Here is a 15,699-nt window from a genome sequence, read left to right on the forward strand (position 1 = left end):
GATTATGTTCGGGAGGCTCAAAGACTGGCGGCGGGTCGCAACACGCTATGACAGATGCCCAAATGTCTTCTTCTCAGCCATCTGCCTCGCTGCAACCGTCATCTTCTGGCTATGAGTCCTGAGCCTAGGTCGAAAATCGCTGCCCGACACCGAGCCAGAAACACCACGCCTTCAGTGGTCAGATGTACAGAGCGGGTTGTACGGTTGAATAAGGAGATTCCGAGAGCTGTCTCGAGGCTTCTCACCGTCCGTGTTACCGTTGTTGCGGAAAGACCCAGCTTTCGGGATGCTCCGACAAAACTGGCGTGATCGGCCACGGCCATAAAGATCCGCAATGCCGGAAGGTCGATCAGATCTCTCTCCTGTAATCAACAAATTATAGCCACAAAACGTAATAATGAAGTGCGCTTTTGGTAGATTATCGCACGCTTTGTTGCGTGAGAAGACAACGTATCTGTTCAACCGTTTTTTTCGGGAGTTCCCCATGAAGCTCTATTATCATCCCCTTTCGGGGCATGCGCATCGGGCGCACCTCTTTCTCTCTCTTGTCGGCTTGCCTCACGAATTGACGCTTGTCGACCTTGCCGCGGGTGAGCAGAGAACTCCGGAATTTTTAAGGCTGAACGCCTTTGGAGAAATTCCCGTTCTAGATGATGACGGGACTATCATTGCGGATTCCAATGCCATCCTTGTTTATGTCGCGCGAAAAATGGGGCCATCTCATTGGCTGCCAGAGGACCTAGTAACAGAGGCGGAAATTCAACGCTGGCTGTCTGTTGCGGCAGGAAAAATCACATATGGATGCTGTGCTGCGCGTCTTGTGACAGTCTTTGGAGCCCCCTTCAATCCGGAAGAGGTCATCCAGCGTGCTCATGACACACTCAAAGTGATCGAGCAAACCTTGCTGGCCGGACCTGGATCGCAGGAACCCAAGAACCGACAATCGCGGATGTCGCGCTTTACAGTTATGTCGCGAGAGCTCCGGAAGGAAATGTTGATCTATCAGAATACAAGGCCATTGGTAGATGGTTGCAGCGCACGGAACGCCTGGAGGGATTTGTTCCATTCGCGAATATTGTAGCGGATTTAAAAACAGGAGAGGCGCAATGAACTTCTCTCATCTGAGTCTAGATCATGTAGGCATTCGTGTGACGGATCTCGCCGTTTCCGAACGGTTTTATGCCAAATTTGGCTTCATCCGTGATCCAGAAGAATACGCTCCAGCGGTGAAAGCCTGTGGTCTACATCACCCATCCGGGCTTCGTATTCATCTTATTTTTAATGGTGTGTCAGACCCGGCTGGTAATATTCTGATGGATGTTCCTGTCAAATATCCAGGATACACACATGCGGCATTTAGTATCGAAAGTATGGTGGGTCTTGTGGCCTGGCTGAAACAGGAACGGATTACGATCACAGAAGGCCCAGTGCATATGGGGCATGACAGACGCGTCGTCTGTTTTATTCGTGATCCAGACGGGAACGTTTTGGAATTTAACGAAATTCTCCAGTAATTTGTCTTTCTGGAACTCTGAATTTGATAGCCGAATGAGGACACCGATAATAAAATTCAGCCGATATCACTTAGATCGAGTACTACCAAGGTAGATTGTTCGACGCATACGCTGAACGAATGAATCAAGAAGGTCGACGCCGGTAAGCAGACTAGTCTTGAATTTCTATCTGTTCGTGCATTTTAAACCAGATCAGGGACGGAGAGAATGGAGCAGGGTTCATGAGGCGGCATGCCTACCATTCGTGGCGGCAAAGAGCGCGAGGGAGGCGAGGCACATGAGCGTTCCTGCGATCGCAAAGCCCCACCAACCTGCAATGCTGTAGAGTGCGGCCCCGCAAGACGATCCGAGCGCACCGCAGACGAACACACCGCCCATATAAGCAGCATTCAGGCGTCCGCGCGCAGTGTCGTTGAGACTGTAAACCACGCGCTGGCTGATGACCTGATTGGTTTGCACCCCACCATCCAGCAGCAGCGCAAGTACCGCGAGGACGATAATCCAACCTGCAGCGACGGCCCAGCCCGAGGTGAGAGACGTTGCGCCTACGAGTGCGATTGCGCTCAGTGTCGCCGGACGGGTCAGTCCGGCGTCAGCCAAGCGTCCTGCGAGAGGAGCGGCCAGTGCGCCGCCTGCTCCCGCGAGTGCGAAGAGGGCAATCTTGCTCTGGCTAAAGCCGAACTGGGCATGAAGCAAAAGCGGAATGGCGGTCCAGAACATGTTGAAGACAGCGAAGACGAGACCATGACAGGCGATGCGAACCCTTAACGTCCTGTATTGGACCAGAAGATGCATGATCGACCGCAAGAGGCTTCCGTAAGACATGCGACGGGTTGGGGCCTGAACGGGCAGAACGCGCGCCAGCCCAAGACCCGCGAGCATCATGACGACAGCAGAGACCCAGAACACGGCTCGCCAGCCGAACGCGGCCGCCATAGCGTTTGCGACGGGCCGCGAGAGCATGATCCCCGACAGCAGACCGCCCATGATATTGCCGATCGTTCTGCCACGTTGACCGGGTTCCACGAAATGCGTGGCGAGCGGCAGCAGAATCTGCGATCCCACGGAACACAGACCGATGGTGACGGAAAACAGCATGAATGTCGCGACTGAGGTGCTGAGCGCCGCTCCGATCAGACTGACGACAAGCCCGGCAATCGTTAGGAGGATCAGACGACGGTTTTCGGACTGGTCGCAGAGCGGCACGATCAGGACCAACCCAGCCCCGTAGCCGAGTTGGGTCAGCGTGACGATACTTCCCGCCCATGTGGAGGAAATGGCCAGTGCACCCGTGATGGGGCCGATCAGAGCCTGCGCGTAGTAGATGTTCGCGACCGTCAGGCCGCACACCCCGGCGAACAGTCCGGTTATCGCCGGTGTCAGACGGAATGTCGTGTGAGCGGTAGCGTTTGTCACGGGCAGCTTTCTGGTAACATTAGACCGGGGTAATGGCTCAGAACGTATTTCTGAAAATAATCTCGTTCGTCGGAAGGATGCCGCCCGTCGGGTGAGGAGCCTTGGCGCATTTGCCGACCGCGACGAACATGACGATTTCATAGTCCGTGGGAAGATTGATGAGCTTGCCCACTGCGTCGAAGTCAAACCCGTCCATCGGGCATGTGCCGTAGCCCATGCTTTCGGCCTGTAGCATGATGGCTGCCGCTGCCATACCGCACGAGCGCATGCCTTCGTCGCGCTGGACCTGTTCGCGTCCACGATAATACTGATCGATCGCGCCGGTCATGAATTGCTGCACTTCGGTGGAGGCGTTTTCCCAGTAGCGCGTGGTGGATTTTTCCCACGCCTTGATGTCAGCGCAGAGAACCAGAAGCACGGAAGAGTCGGTAACCTGAGCCTGATCCCATGAGACGGCGCGGATCTTGGCGCGCAATTCTGGATCGGTCACGGCGACGAAGCGCCAGTTCTGGATGTTGAACGCCGTTGGCATACGACGGGCGAGACCGAGCAGTGTGTCGAGTTCAGCGTCCGTCATGCGGTGGTCGGGATCGAAGACTTTGGTAGCGCGGCGTTGCAGAATGGCACTGGCGACGTCGAGGGACATGAAATTTCTCCTGTTGTGTGGCTCTGTTGTACAATTTACCCTGTCAACGCGGAGAGGGCATTAAGGGTGCTTAGGCCTATGAGACGGCCTGTCTGATGGGTGTTCCATCGTTCCCCTTGGCCCGTCCGGGATAGCCGTAGGCCTACAGAGTTTCATTTCGGGTGATGGCATCTTTGCTGATGCGAGGCGCCATAACACTACATTCTTTTTGGGAGGTATGATCAACCATGTATCAGGGCTGGTAATGGTTTCATAAGATCGCCTTGTGTCATACACACTATCAGCCGTGACGCTGACTGGCGATCTCTTCATCGTCGGGGATCTGTTCCCGAGACTTGGGCCGGAGCAGAGCATCACTGACATCGCTTCCTATCATGTCTATGCTCCTGATTTATATGGCTATTCATGGAATTTTTCAAATGTACGGAAAGAAAAAGAAAGGCATGTTTAAGACATTACTATTTCCTAACATGCCCTTCAGGAAGAATACTAGCGCGTCATAGATTTAAACAATTGTGTCTGTTCGACCAGCGCGCGTTCGGTTGGCAACCGTTCCATACTCGATGCACCATAAAATCCATGGCAATCAGGGCAAGCCTTGAGGACTTTTTGGGCATCTTCAGGCATTGCAATCGGTCCGCCATGGCAAAGAACGATGACGTCGTCTCTCACACTTTTGGCAGCATCCGTCATCTGGTTGATCAGCGTTATACAGTCGTCCAGTGTGAATGCTGTTTCTGCACCAATATTGCCACCAGTTGTCAGGCCCATGTGGGCAACCAGAACATCCGCGCCCGCTTTTGTCATGCTGATAGCTTGCTCTGGGTCGAAGATATAAGGGGTCGTGAGCAAATCTTTCTTGCGGGCCCGAGCGACGACATCCACTTCCATAGCATAGCTCATGCCGGTTTCTTCAAGGTTTTTCCGGAATGTACCGTCAATCAGCCCGACTGTCGGGAAGTTTTGTATACCAGAAAAACCCACTCTGCGTATTTCGTCGAGGAATACATCAAAGTCCACAAATGGATCAGTCCCATTCACGCCGGCAAGTACTGGTGTGTTTGGGACAATTGGCAGCACCTCACGTGCCATATCCATAACGATCTGATTAGCATTGCCATAGGCAAGCAACCCCGCAAGTGAACCGCGTCCAGCCATGCGGTAACGACCGGAGTTGTAAATGACGATCAGATCGATGCCACCCTCCGCCTCACATTTGGCGGAAAGACCTGTTCCTGCTCCGCCTCCAACGATAGGGCGCCCTTCTGCGATGAGGCCGCGCAAACGACCAAGAATAGTTTCGCGTGCAATGCTAGGCATTGAATTCTGTCTCCTTGAACATTGTCTGAAATTCGTCCGCCATTGCCTGAGCAAAAGCAGAATCATTGAGCGCATATGGCAGGCGTATCAGCCTTCGCCTTGCGCTTTCGCGCAGCATCCCTGATAACGCCGCGACGAATGCTTCATCGGCTTCGGGATCGAAAAAGACCTCTCCAGCCGCATCAAGTAAAGAAAAGCCGCCTTCCGGTATAAAGAATGCGACGGGGCCTTCGCAGTGATTCAGGCGTTCGGCAATCATTTTCCCAATCTGACGACATTCTTCGGCTGATGTACGCATCAGTGTGATGTGTGGGTTATGCTCTACCAGAACACGATTTCTATAATTTTGTGGAACCGTATCTCGGGCAGCGAAATTGACCATGTCGAGACCACCGCAACTGCCGATATAAGGCACTTTAGTGCGTGCAACTGCGCCGAGCCGGTCTTCTCCACAAGGAAAAATACCATTCGCAATGAGGTCGCAGAATTCCGTTGTCGTAACGTCAATTACACCGCGTATGACTCCACGATCAATAAGCTGTTCCATCGAACGACCACCCGTGCCGGTGGCGTGAAACACCAAACAATCAAACTGATGATGCAAGGTATCAGTCAGGTGTGTGACGCAGGGTGTCGTGACACCAAACATCGTCAAGCCAATCGCAGGGCGTTGGTCTTCGGGTTCATGCGTCGCAGAACGCACCATACCGGCCATGGCATTCGCTGCGTTTTCGAGCACCCGCCGCGACACACGGTTCAGCCCTTGCATATCGACCACGGAATATAGCATTGCTATATCGGATCCACCAACATAAGGCGCAACGTTTCCAGATGCCACGGTGGACACAAGAATTTTTGGAACACCGATGGGCAGTGCCTGCAAAGCAGGTGCTACCAGTGCGGTGCCTCCAGACCCCCCGAGTGCCAGTACTCCTGCCACATCAGGGCGCGAGGAGAGATAGTGCAACAACGCATCAGACATTCCTGCAATTGCTGGACCTCTGACATTCCCGAATACGGCATCGGGCCCACGCGGGTGGCATGACGCGACGTCCCATGCCACGACATCGGTGGCTTGAATGGCACCGGTGCAATTGCGTCCTGTGGAGACATCGACAACTCTGGAGAGCACACCACGTTCCGACAATTTGGTTTGCAAATAACAGAGTTCTGCGTCCTTGGTGTCTCGCGTTCCGATGATATAGACGTATTTTGCCATCGTCAGGCCATCCGGGGACACGGCTCAAGCAATGTGACCGTCAATGGTCTTTCCAGTCCTGCCGTAAACGTCTCTTTCATGGCCAGGAAATGTGCCGTCTTCTCATGAATTAGAAGCGCGTCGAGGCTCTCCCACTGTTCGATAAACACGAGATGCTGCGGGTCGTTTTGGTCACGCTTGCAGTCATAGGAGATATTGGACGGCTCTAAACGCGACGCGATAACGCATGCCGCAACCGCGCCGAGGACGGCATCTTGGTGTTCAGGTTGGATGTAAATTTCGGCAATGATAGTAAGGACATTTGTTGATAGGTCTGACATGCTTTCTCTCCGCCGCCTGACTGTTCTTGTCAGACTAACGTGGAGTGACACTTTCAGCCTACGACTATAGTGTCGCGTGACACTTTTCTTTCTACTAGTTCGCATGCCTGACGTATGCGCGTCAGCGCTACGGTCAGATTTTTGAAGGATACGGCACCCAGAGCGAGCCTCACGCCTGTTGTTTGCAGGGTGTCGCAACTGGCAAAAGCGCTTGGCGGTGCGATTGACACACCGAGTGCCCTTGCGTTTGCAGCGACGTTTTCTGCTGTGGATACATCCATGGGCAGCCACAGGTGAAAGCCGTCTCCACCCGGTTCTGTCATGCGTTTACCCAATATATTACGCGCAAGATTCCGTCGTCTTACGGCTTCGGCACGTAATGATTGACGGATGCTGCTAGCCGTCCCATCGCTTAACCACTGAGCCATCATCGCATAGGACAGGGGAGCGATCATCAGGGATGATGCAAGCAGTACTGGAAGTGTCTGCGCTGCGAATGCAGCTGGGGGAGCCAGCGCGCCTATGCGCAAACCTGGACTGATGATTTTTGACAGACTGGAAACATGAAAAGTCCGTTCCGGAATGAGCGCCGCGAGAGTGTGATTTAGCTTGCTCTGTCCAGCATAGACACCATCTTCGATGACCAGAGCATCGAACCGGCGGCATAACTGGGCAATGGCATGTACTCGATCGCTATCCATGCAAGCGGTGGTTGGATTATGCAGGGTGGGCGTTACATACACTAATGCCCGTCCAGTTTGGGGTGACGATAAGGCGGCTTCCAGCCCATCAGGCATCATCCCGCGCGCATCCATGGCAATACTTTGCAAGGTTTTTCCTTCGCGACGTACTGTGTCCAGCATGCCGGGGTAGGTCACCTCTTCGGTTATAACGCTGCGCACATGTGGGCGCGCGACGGTGAACGCCACGCTGAGTGCCTGTTGCGCTCCACCAGTCAGTAACAGATTTTCCGGATCGATTTCGATACCGCAACCTGTCAGCCAGTGCGCCATAATTCGACGGTGTTCGATATGTCCAGCAACAGGTGGATAAACGTTAAAAAGGGCGGCGTCGACGGTACGGGCCAGACGTGACAGGGTGCGAGCGAGTGCTCGGTCACTAAACATGGGCGGGGGCATATTGGTGGACATATCCAGCAAAATCGACCGATCATCCGCCCGTGCTGCAACGAAAGATCCACGCCCATGCTCGGCCCGCACTAATCCGCGTCTTTCAAGAATGGCATAAGCGCGCGTAACGGATCCAATGCCGATGCCCAGACGCCACGCGAGGTCACGGTGTGCTGGCAGTCGATCGCCAACAGACAAAATACCATGGAGTATGTCTGATCCCAGCACGTCGGCTAGACGCTCTGCTGACGATCCGGTTCCGTCTGGGAGACGTGCATTCCAAGGTGACTGGCTTCGCATTGTTTTGCCTAATTAATTTTAGAAAGCTCAATAGTGGGGGAATACCCCGCTCTGGATGGCAGATGGAGGGTGGTTAGGACTATTCTATCGTATCGTCCCGCCCCCGCGAAGCCAGAAGCCAATCGTCAGGGCTACCTGGAGGGTTCGAAAAACCCTCTGGTTTTGAGTCTGTCTCTGTGATTCCATTTCTCCTGCATTGATTGAGGGAGAAGATGAAGCAGGCTGGTTTCTTTGACGTTGAAGAGCGGCTTGCGCGATTGAGCGGGCTTGGTGATCAGCTTGAAGCGTTCTGCCCTGATCTGGAGAAGGCCCTGGCCTATTCAGATGGAAGCAAAGGCGGGCGACGGCCATTTGATCCGGTGCTGATGTTCAAGATCCTGGTGATCCAGACGCTGAACAATCTGTCTGATGAACGGACGGAATATCTCATCAACGACCGGCTGTCGTTCATGCGTTTCCTTGGTCTGGGGCTTTCAGATCGGGTGCCTGATGCCAAAACAATCTGGCTGTTCCGTGAACGCCTGACACAGGCGGGGGCCATTGAAAGACTGTTTGAGCGCTTTGATGCGACCCTGCGGAACGCAGGCTATCTGCCGATGTCGGGTCAGATCCTGGATGCAACGCTGGTGGCTGCTCCAAAGCAGCGCAATACTAATGCCGAGAAGGTAGATCTCCGGGCAGGACGTACCCCCGAAGACTGGCAGGACAAGCCGTCCAAGCTGTCGCACAAGGATCGCCATGCGCGCTGGACGCTGAAGTTCACGAAGGCGAAGCGGCAGGATGATGGAACCATGCCATCCAGCGATCTCGCCATCCCGTTCTTTGGCTACAAATCCCAGGTATCGATAGCGGGGCCGGGTTTGATGCCATGGAGAAAGTCGGAGAAGCGCAGGCTTCGGAGACGTGGTTGTGGATCAGACCCGGTTCCCAGCATGCCGGGAACCGGGTCTATACTCTCAGAGCGAACCAGGCCGGTTCGGGGCTGAAGTCCCTGAGAGATCCGCCGATCGTCTCGTCTTTTGTGAAGCATGAACCCGGTCCGGCCGCGCTGACGGGGCAAGAGTAACAAGATTGTGGCGTCTGCTTTGAGTGAAGTTGATCGGCCACGAATGACACACCTGACTGTGACCGTAGCGTTGGTTCCCTCACCAGAAAGGACCGACCATGACATTCCGTATCATTGGTATTGATCTGGCCATTCGCGGAGATCACCTCGCTCAGATCTATGACGATGGCCGCCCTAATGGCCGTGCAATTCGTTTCAGGCACGATCAGCCCTCACTCGCCGCTTTTGTTCAGACAGCCGTGATGGGGCTGAGAGCGGATGACCACATTCAGGCCATCATGGAGCCAACCGGCATGAGCTGGTTTCCTGTTGCCCACCATCTTGCAGATGCTGGCGTCACCGTGGCTCGTGTCAAGGGAAAACGGGTCAAGGCTCTACGCCGTTACCTTTCCGAACACGCCAAAACGGATATGGCTGATGCCCAGATCCTGGCGGCCATACCGTCATTTGGTGGACCACGTCTTGATCCAGTCCACATTCCGGATCCGCAAAGCCACGCTCTTCAACGTCTAATCAAACAGAGAAGCCGCTTTCAGAACGAGATCGCGGATGCCAGGCGGCGCCTGCTTGATCTCATTCGTTGGGCATCCCCCAGGCTTGAAGCAGTCTTGCCCGACTTAGGAACACGGCTCTCTTTGGCCCTGTTGCAGAAATGGTTTCACCCCTCGGATGTTTTGAAGGCGCGTCGTACGACATTCGCCAAATATGTTGGAGCTCATGCGGGAGGGAACCATCCGCGCAGTGGGCCCTTTGTGGAAACGCTGATCACAGGGTTACGTGAAGCGGCGCAATACGCTCAAGACCTTCATGGGACACACATTGATTTTTCGGAACTACAATTCCAAATCGCGACGGGAATTGAGAATGTTCTGAAGAAAATCCAACCAGTTGAAGATTTTGAGCAGCATATTGCAGATCTCTATAAACACCTCGACCCACAGGCTCTTCTGCTCAGTGTTCCGGGTGTCGGCCGTCATCTCGCGCCAACCCTGATCGGTATCTTGCAGAACATTGAGCGGTTTCATTCCGAAAAACATTTACGGTGGTTCTGTGGCCTGTTTCCCAGGAGGGCTGATAGTGGTGGTGTGGAGCGAGCGGGCCAGACCCTGATCCAGGGTGGCAATAACCGCATCAAACATGCACTTTATCTTGCTGCTGATACGGCACGAAAAACAGATCCTGAACTGGCAGAACTTTATTGGAGGCTGATGACGGCGAAAGGTCATCATCACAAACAGGCTTTATGTGCCGTTGCCAATCGTATTGTGAACCGGATCTTCAGCGTTCTCAAACGAGGAAAGCCTTATGAAGTGCGCGACAGGGAGGGAAACAGCATCACCCTCTGTGAAGCAAAAGCTATCACTCTGGAGCGCTATACTGTCGGAGAAAACAGTAGAGCAGGACGTCGTTCCAATCGGATCGAAAAGAACTCCTGAAACCGGAAAAATTGCTTGCGCTCTCGGTACAAGATCACGTCTCCATCGACCGGAAGTATCGGTTCATCCGGAAATGGAAGACGACGGATGCCGTTGCCAGCGATGGCGCGCGATTGAGAGAGGGGCTGCTGGATAAAACCAATACGGCCTCAAGCGTCTGGGCAGACACGGCGTATCGCTCCAAAGCCAACGAAGACTTCATGGAAAAGCAGGGCTTTGTCTCCAAGGTTCACAGGAAAAAGCCGCATCTCAAACCTATGCCCCGGCATATCCAGAAATCGAATGCCGGAAAGTCTGTGATCCGATCTCGTGTCGAGCATGTCTTTGCCGATCAGAAATCACAGACGGGACTGCTGATCCGAACTGTCGGTATCACCCGGGCCACCATGAGGATCGGGCTCGCCAATATCGTCTATAATATGCGCCGTCTTCTCTTCCTGGAGCGAATCAGCGCGAGCGCGTAGTCATCCAGCAGGGGACAGCCCCTAATCCGTTCAAAACACAAACAGAAAACGCCCCAAAGAACCGTCAATCAGATTGCCAAAACCCAGAAATCACGGGCCAAGCACATCAATCAACGGTTCTTCGATCCCTCCATCTGCATTTCGTGCCCTCTTGACGAGGCAAGCATCTCTTCCAATTTTTCTTTCGCTGGACGCCATCGGGTCCGGCATAGGCTCTGTGAGCCAGACAACTGAAGTCCATGTTGCTTTAATCGGAGGATGTGGATGTCGACACTGAAAGGACTTTATTCCCGCTATCGCCGCTCCTTGCGCACAGCCGCCCGGAGATGGCGCAACCGACTGGAGGGAGGCGTATCATGGTAACGCGCCCCCTTTTTGGAGACGATCCGCTAGCTCCGCGTGTCCTCTCCGTGCTCCGCCGCCTCGGTCATGACGGACGTGGCGTGATGCTGACGTCTCTGGTGGCCCATACCGGTATACCGGGGATCAGACTTCGCTCTACGCTGGAATGCCTGGTCCAGGCGGGCACGGTCACCCCTGCCGGGTGTGATCCTCTGGCTTCTGATCTCGCGTTCCGTGTCCCCATGCGGGCAAGAGCCGCACCGCCAGTTCCGATCGCGGCGTAAGGCACAACCGCGCCGGGTAGATCAGAAACGCCTTCTCCGAGCGGAAGCGCCATCTTTTCTGGAACGACCGCACGAATGAGAGGGTGGAGCGGGGCCTTCCATCGGAGGTCCCGCGTTTCTGCAGATGAAATCAAAAGCAGCGAGAACAGGGAGATGTCGAGTTTTATTCATTTTCTCAACCTGAAGGCGCTTCAGCACTATTGGAATAACCATCCCCCCGTGCCCCGTTCACGGGGGACAATGCGGCCAGTTTGGTCGCACTCCGCGGGAAAGACGGAGCGAGCGGAACAGACAGCCAAGCAACCTCGGCACCTTCGGCAGCGGGAGAGGCCACATGTCGCTGTCGGTCTCATCCTCATGCTGCTGGTCGGAATGGTCTCGCCGACATCAGCTCATGCACCGCAGGGTATGCTGTCGTGCGAGACAGAAAAGCAGCCGGTAAACATTCCATCCATGCCACTGGCCCGCGCCATAGAGATATTGAGCCGGCAGACCGGGTGCCCGGTCCTAATCGACCCGATCCTTATGGACGGCAGGACCTCGGCAGCCGTCAAGGGCGCCTATACGCCTCAGGCCGCCCTCCTGCATCTGTTCGGATCCGTGCATATCGACGTCACCGCCACTGTTTCTGGCTTGAGCGTCAGTCCTCTGGATGCGACGGCTCTGACATCGGGTGACACGCGGTCCGGCCTGAGGAGTGCACCATGACTCTTCATACGGACAGGCCGAACAAAATTATGTCGCTTCCGACCGTTCAGATCAGCACAGAACTGGCGGTCCTGCTTGCCCACTATCTCAGCTACGAGGAAAAAGACCGCGGATACGGCGGCCTCATGCATCGGGCGGCTGACCATCTGATTTACCACCTGGTATCTCGCTGGAGAACCGCGCCAGACCCGGAAGCGACGACCCGACCAACGCCGTGGTCCGAAAACTCCTGCCTGTCGCTGACCGCACGCACATGGCCAAGGCCTTGGGCTAGTCGTTGGGAGACCTCGAAAATCAACTGACATTGGCCTTGCCAAAGGCCGTGCGAGATCATGCCAGAATATTGTCCTGTTGTCTGCCATGCTGGCACCGGATGTAAGCCGGAAGGGCCATGAGCCCTTCCAGAGACTGATTCAGTCCGCAGGGGAGTTCGCATCCACATCCGAGGGATCAAGCGGTTCGACCAGTCCTTTTAACTCTGGATCAGTGGAACTGCTCTAAAAGAAAAACCAGACCCAGGGCGTGGGAACTATAACGCAATTCATAGATGGGAAAACGGCTATGGAAGACCTCTCCATGAAACGTTCCTGGCAGAGCAGGGACTGGTCCCACTTCATCAAGCTGTTCAGGGGCCTGACATTCTACGAGCGTTTTGAACAGGCGATCATTCTGACCCTGATTGCGCTCATCATGCTGGTCACCGCCATCGCGACGATTCATCTGATCGGCGCGGTATGGCATCTGGTCGTCGATGTCGGAATCGATCCGATCAACCAGACGATCTTCCAGGCGATTTTTGGCGCGATCTTTACTGTTATCATCGCCCTTGAATTCAAACACTCCCTGCTGGTCGTTCTTGCCCAGCATGAGAACGTCATCCGGGTACGGACCATCGTCCTGATCGCCCTCCTGGCGATTGCCCGCAAATTCATCCTGCTGGATCTGCATGATGTGACTGCCATGGAACTGTTCGCTCTCTCGGCGGCTGTTCTGGCGCTGGGTGCCGTCTACTGGCTGGTCCGCGAGCAGGATGCGCGTGTCGCGCGCGATGCCAGAGAACAGGCGCATCTTGAAGATAATCCTGCGGCCCGCTGTGAGCCTGAACGGTCTTCATCCTGAAGAATCGAAGTAAAGGCGGTCTATAACGCCGCCTTTACTCAATCCCCACTATGTCTCGTGCGATGAGGACGTCTTCTTCGCCGTCTCTGGCCCTGACGGTGCCAGATGATCTGTGTCGATGGGCCGGAACGGCGGAATGGGTTGTCCGGGAGAGTAGACCGGTCCCTTGTAGTTCTGATCCAACTGGCTTGCGTTCAAGCTGTCGACCAGCATATCATCTGTGCCGTCTTCGTAATGAGTGCGAGCCCCGGTTTCGGGGATTGTGGACGTTCCCTCAGTCGCCCTTGCATCGAACGATGTTGCAGTCGTCCGGACAACATCACCAGCATGTGCGCCCGACTGGCTCAGTAGAGACAAGCTCAGAGCAGCGCACGACAGAGATATTTTCATCCTCTTCATGCTCATGACCTTTCGAGATTCTCCCTCGGCCGGATGAATGGCCGGGGGAGAGTTTTCGTCACGCCATCAGGCTGCCTCTTTCCGCGCCTCAATCTGGGGCACGGCTTCCTCCGCACGTGCTGTAGAGGACGTAATCGCGATACGACGCGGCTTCATCGCTTCGGGTATCTCACGTTTCAGAGTAATGGACAGAAGTCCGTTCTCGAAGTGCGCATCGGTGACTTTCATATGCTCGGCCAGATCGAAGCGGCGTTCGAATTCTCTGCCCGCAATACCCCGATGGAGATATTCGGTGGCGCTTTGCGGCTCCGGCGCCTTTCGACCTGTCACGACAAGAGTATTGCGCTCCTGTGTGATCGTAAGGTCGGCCTCGGCAAGTCCGGCAACCGCCATGTCGATCCGGTAATCATCCTCACCGGTCTTGACGATATCGTAAGGCGGCCAGTTATCGACCGCCGGAATCCGGCTGGCGAGATCAAGGGCGTTGAGCATTCTGTCAAAACCCACGCTCGAACGGAACAGGGGAGCAAAATCAACGGTGGCTCTCATAGCCATATCCTCCTTTGAGCAACATGGACACAAGATCAAAACTGATAGTTCTGTCTGCCGACCCCTTCGGCGGCCGGCAGATTCAATCTGGGCACTCCGTGCATGGTGTCAAGAGGTATCAAAAATGCAGAAAGGCAGGTTTGGGCGTCCTCAATCGTTCGCGTGTTCAGAGTGGACCAGAACAATGCCTGATAGTATCGGATGGAAGTTGCTGGCCGTGGCATTCGCCGCGACCATGCTGATTGCCGCTCCGGCGGAGGCCTGGCCGTGGATTTATGCTGGACCACCCATTGTCGTTCCACCACCAGTCCTGGTCGCGCCGCTAGCTGTCAGTTGGGGTGGGCGGTCTCCTTCAGAAGGCTTATCAACCGCCGGTATGGCACATCAATGCCGCAAGGAGGCCTTCCACCCCATCTGACATGTCTTGTTCTATGATACGTTCTCAGAAGGGGCTGCTTTTATGCAGCCGAGCGGAGAATGCACTCGGGTGGGAGGAAACTCCATCAGCTCATGGTGATTGCGGACTGTCCGCTTAGGAGCTTGGCGAATGGGGGCTTGTATGTCCGGGATGAGGGCGACTACAGCCCGTCTGCTCTGTTGTTGATGAGCCGACAGGCTGTTTAGGGGGGGAAGCGGCAGGTCGGCTATGCACGCAGATATGACAAAAGCGGACACGAAACTTTGTGCTGCGATCTGGTTGCGCTTAATTTGTCTACATTAGAATAAATCTCCGTGCTATGAAGTGACTAGTTTAATGGTCAGGAGATTCGATGTGCAAACTGTGAATTTGGTGGACGCAAAAGCCCACCTCAGTCGTTTGGTCGATCAGGCCATGCAGGGCGAACCCGTTCGCATTATGCGTCGGGGGAAAATCGTCGCACAAATCGACAAAGTCACATGCAAGCGCAAGCCTGTTGATTTGAACGCTCTGCGCTCGCTTACAGCCAATATGACAGTCCAGGCTGTGTCCGCGCGAGAAATGGTACGGGATATGCGAGACGAGGCACGATATTGAGCGTTTATATCGATACGTCCGTTCTGGTTGCCGCGCTGACCAACGAGGCAGAGACAGACCGGATGCAATCATGGCTTTCCAGTCAGGATCCAGACGAATTATTTATAAGTGATTGGGTCGCGACTGAGTTTTCTTCCGCACTTTCAATCAAACTACGGAGCGGTCAGATCAACGTTGCTGACCGTGCAAATGCGTTAGCCCTCTTTACTCGTCTGTCCGCTGAAAGCTTTCAGATTTTGCCCATAACGACACAGCAGTTCAGGGCAGCGGCGCGTTTTTCTGATCAGTATGCGTTAGGGCTGCGTGCAGGTGATGCCTTACACCTGGAGGGATCGAAGAACTGTTTGTTGATGCGATTGTCTGATGATTTTAGTTTTTTGGCGCTTTGATTGAGGGTTTCGGGGGTGACTTTCGCTCTGCGTTTTGAGCAGATCGCGGTCCATCGCCAGTGG

The 15,699-nt window shown here is 54.6% G+C and carries 20 protein-coding genes and 3 pseudogenes; 13 read left to right on the top strand and 10 right to left on the bottom strand.

The annotated features are described in order from the left end of the window. Window positions 1-115, top strand: a pseudogene (locus tag J4P41_RS15030) (IS5/IS1182 family transposase); the annotation flags it as partial. Here the strand turns inward: J4P41_RS15030 and J4P41_RS15035 are convergent. Further along, window positions 99-335, bottom strand: a complete 237-nt coding sequence (locus J4P41_RS15035) for a LysR family transcriptional regulator (RefSeq protein WP_426067757.1) — start codon at window positions 333-335, stop codon at window positions 99-101. The pseudogene J4P41_RS15030 and the gene J4P41_RS15035 overlap by 17 nt on opposite strands. 149 nt (window positions 336-484) lie before the next feature. Between J4P41_RS15035 and J4P41_RS15040 the strand changes: the two genes are divergently transcribed. Both J4P41_RS15040 and J4P41_RS15045 read left to right on the top strand, forming a co-directional pair. Beyond that, complete coding sequence (locus J4P41_RS15040; RefSeq protein ID WP_426067758.1) at window positions 485-1,081, top strand: glutathione S-transferase family protein; 597 nt, start codon at window positions 485-487, stop codon at window positions 1,079-1,081. A gap of 25 nt (window positions 1,082-1,106) precedes the next feature. After that, on the top strand, window positions 1,107-1,514 hold the full coding sequence (locus J4P41_RS15045; RefSeq protein WP_426067759.1) for a VOC family protein: 408 nt from the start codon (window positions 1,107-1,109) through the stop codon (window positions 1,512-1,514). Window positions 1,515-1,733: 219 nt separating this feature from the next. On the opposite strand, the gene J4P41_RS15050 is transcribed toward J4P41_RS15045, so the two are convergent. The 6 genes from J4P41_RS15050 to J4P41_RS15075 all read right to left on the bottom strand — a co-directional run bounded on the left by J4P41_RS15050 (window position 1,734) and on the right by J4P41_RS15075 (window position 7,865). After that, complete coding sequence (locus tag J4P41_RS15050) at window positions 1,734-2,930, bottom strand: MFS transporter (protein ID WP_253571511.1); 1,197 nt, start codon at window positions 2,928-2,930, stop codon at window positions 1,734-1,736. Window positions 2,931-2,967: 37 nt separating this feature from the next. Further along, window positions 2,968-3,576, bottom strand: coding sequence for a nitroreductase family protein (locus tag J4P41_RS15055; protein WP_211562109.1), 609 nt, complete (start codon window positions 3,574-3,576; stop codon window positions 2,968-2,970). Window positions 3,577-4,065: 489 nt separating this feature from the next. Then, on the bottom strand, window positions 4,066-4,896 hold the full coding sequence (locus tag J4P41_RS15060) for a phosphoenolpyruvate hydrolase family protein (RefSeq protein ID WP_211562111.1): 831 nt from the start codon (window positions 4,894-4,896) through the stop codon (window positions 4,066-4,068). Continuing rightward, entirely contained in the window at window positions 4,889-6,115 is a 1,227-nt protein-coding gene (locus tag J4P41_RS15065; RefSeq protein ID WP_211562113.1) for a Tm-1-like ATP-binding domain-containing protein, read from the bottom strand. Before J4P41_RS15065 ends, J4P41_RS15060 begins: the two co-directional genes overlap by 8 nt. Window positions 6,116-6,117: 2 nt before the next feature. Continuing rightward, entirely contained in the window at window positions 6,118-6,435 is a 318-nt protein-coding gene (locus J4P41_RS15070) for a putative quinol monooxygenase (RefSeq protein WP_206035008.1), read from the bottom strand. A gap of 53 nt (window positions 6,436-6,488) precedes the next feature. Then, a complete protein-coding gene (locus J4P41_RS15075) occupies window positions 6,489-7,865 on the bottom strand; it encodes a PLP-dependent aminotransferase family protein (protein WP_211564284.1) in 1,377 nt (458 codons plus the stop codon). A 212-nt stretch (window positions 7,866-8,077) separates the two neighbouring features. Between J4P41_RS15075 and J4P41_RS15080 the strand changes: the two are divergent. From J4P41_RS15080 to J4P41_RS15095, 4 genes and pseudogenes are all read left to right on the top strand, one after another. After that, window positions 8,078-8,713: pseudogene (locus tag J4P41_RS15080) on the top strand (transposase); the annotation flags it as partial. 316 nt (window positions 8,714-9,029) lie between these two features. Then, on the top strand, window positions 9,030-10,367 hold the full coding sequence (locus tag J4P41_RS15085) for an IS110 family transposase (protein WP_077804074.1): 1,338 nt from the start codon (window positions 9,030-9,032) through the stop codon (window positions 10,365-10,367). Window positions 10,368-10,396: 29 nt separating this feature from the next. Then, window positions 10,397-10,831: pseudogene (locus tag J4P41_RS15090) on the top strand (transposase); the annotation flags it as partial. A 356-nt stretch (window positions 10,832-11,187) separates the two neighbouring features. Further along, on the top strand, window positions 11,188-11,457 hold the full coding sequence (locus tag J4P41_RS15095) for a hypothetical protein (protein ID WP_077804075.1): 270 nt from the start codon (window positions 11,188-11,190) through the stop codon (window positions 11,455-11,457). Between the two features lie 175 nt (window positions 11,458-11,632). Here J4P41_RS15095 and J4P41_RS15100 read toward each other — a convergent pair whose 3' ends face one another. Next, complete coding sequence (locus J4P41_RS15100) at window positions 11,633-11,791, bottom strand: hypothetical protein (RefSeq protein WP_244901437.1); 159 nt, start codon at window positions 11,789-11,791, stop codon at window positions 11,633-11,635. Between the two features lie 23 nt (window positions 11,792-11,814). Here J4P41_RS15100 and J4P41_RS15105 point away from each other — a divergent pair, with 23 nt between their 5' ends. From J4P41_RS15105 to J4P41_RS15115, 3 genes are all read left to right on the top strand, one after another. Continuing rightward, window positions 11,815-12,165 carry a hypothetical protein gene (locus J4P41_RS15105; RefSeq protein ID WP_235993401.1) on the top strand — a complete coding sequence of 117 codons (351 nt, stop codon included), beginning with the start codon at window positions 11,815-11,817 and terminating at the stop codon, window positions 12,163-12,165. Further along, window positions 12,162-12,467, top strand: coding sequence for a hypothetical protein (locus J4P41_RS15110; RefSeq protein ID WP_233142707.1), 306 nt, complete (start codon window positions 12,162-12,164; stop codon window positions 12,465-12,467). Before J4P41_RS15105 ends, J4P41_RS15110 begins: the two co-directional genes overlap by 4 nt. A gap of 259 nt (window positions 12,468-12,726) precedes the next feature. Further along, entirely contained in the window at window positions 12,727-13,284 is a 558-nt protein-coding gene (locus tag J4P41_RS15115; RefSeq protein WP_077804077.1) for a phosphate-starvation-inducible PsiE family protein, read from the top strand. A 48-nt stretch (window positions 13,285-13,332) separates the two neighbouring features. Here the strand turns inward: J4P41_RS15115 and J4P41_RS15120 are convergent, their stop codons facing one another. Further along, window positions 13,333-13,674: a hypothetical protein gene (locus tag J4P41_RS15120; RefSeq protein ID WP_426067760.1), complete on the bottom strand. Its 342-nt coding sequence runs from the start codon at window positions 13,672-13,674 to the stop codon at window positions 13,333-13,335. A gap of 75 nt (window positions 13,675-13,749) precedes the next feature. Further along, complete coding sequence (locus tag J4P41_RS15125) at window positions 13,750-14,232, bottom strand: Hsp20 family protein (protein WP_077804079.1); 483 nt, start codon at window positions 14,230-14,232, stop codon at window positions 13,750-13,752. A gap of 184 nt (window positions 14,233-14,416) precedes the next feature. Between J4P41_RS15125 and J4P41_RS15130 the strand changes: the two genes are divergently transcribed. From J4P41_RS15130 to J4P41_RS15140, 3 genes are all read left to right on the top strand, one after another. Next, the gene (locus J4P41_RS15130) at window positions 14,417-14,650 is read left to right on the top strand and encodes a hypothetical protein (protein ID WP_167383471.1); all 234 of its coding nucleotides are present in this window, start codon (window positions 14,417-14,419) and stop codon (window positions 14,648-14,650) included. A gap of 354 nt (window positions 14,651-15,004) precedes the next feature. Then, window positions 15,005-15,247 (top strand): type II toxin-antitoxin system Phd/YefM family antitoxin, encoded by a 243-nt coding sequence (locus tag J4P41_RS15135; RefSeq protein ID WP_077804080.1) that lies wholly within the window; start codon window positions 15,005-15,007, stop codon window positions 15,245-15,247. After that, on the top strand, window positions 15,244-15,636 hold the full coding sequence (locus tag J4P41_RS15140; protein WP_426067761.1) for a type II toxin-antitoxin system VapC family toxin: 393 nt from the start codon (window positions 15,244-15,246) through the stop codon (window positions 15,634-15,636). The genes J4P41_RS15135 and J4P41_RS15140 overlap by 4 nt, the downstream gene beginning before the upstream one ends. The last annotated feature ends 63 nt before the right edge of the window (window positions 15,637-15,699 follow it).

This window comes from Gluconobacter sp. NFX36, from assembly GCF_049887835.1.
Lineage (GTDB): Bacteria > Pseudomonadota > Alphaproteobacteria > Acetobacterales > Acetobacteraceae > Gluconobacter > Gluconobacter japonicus_A.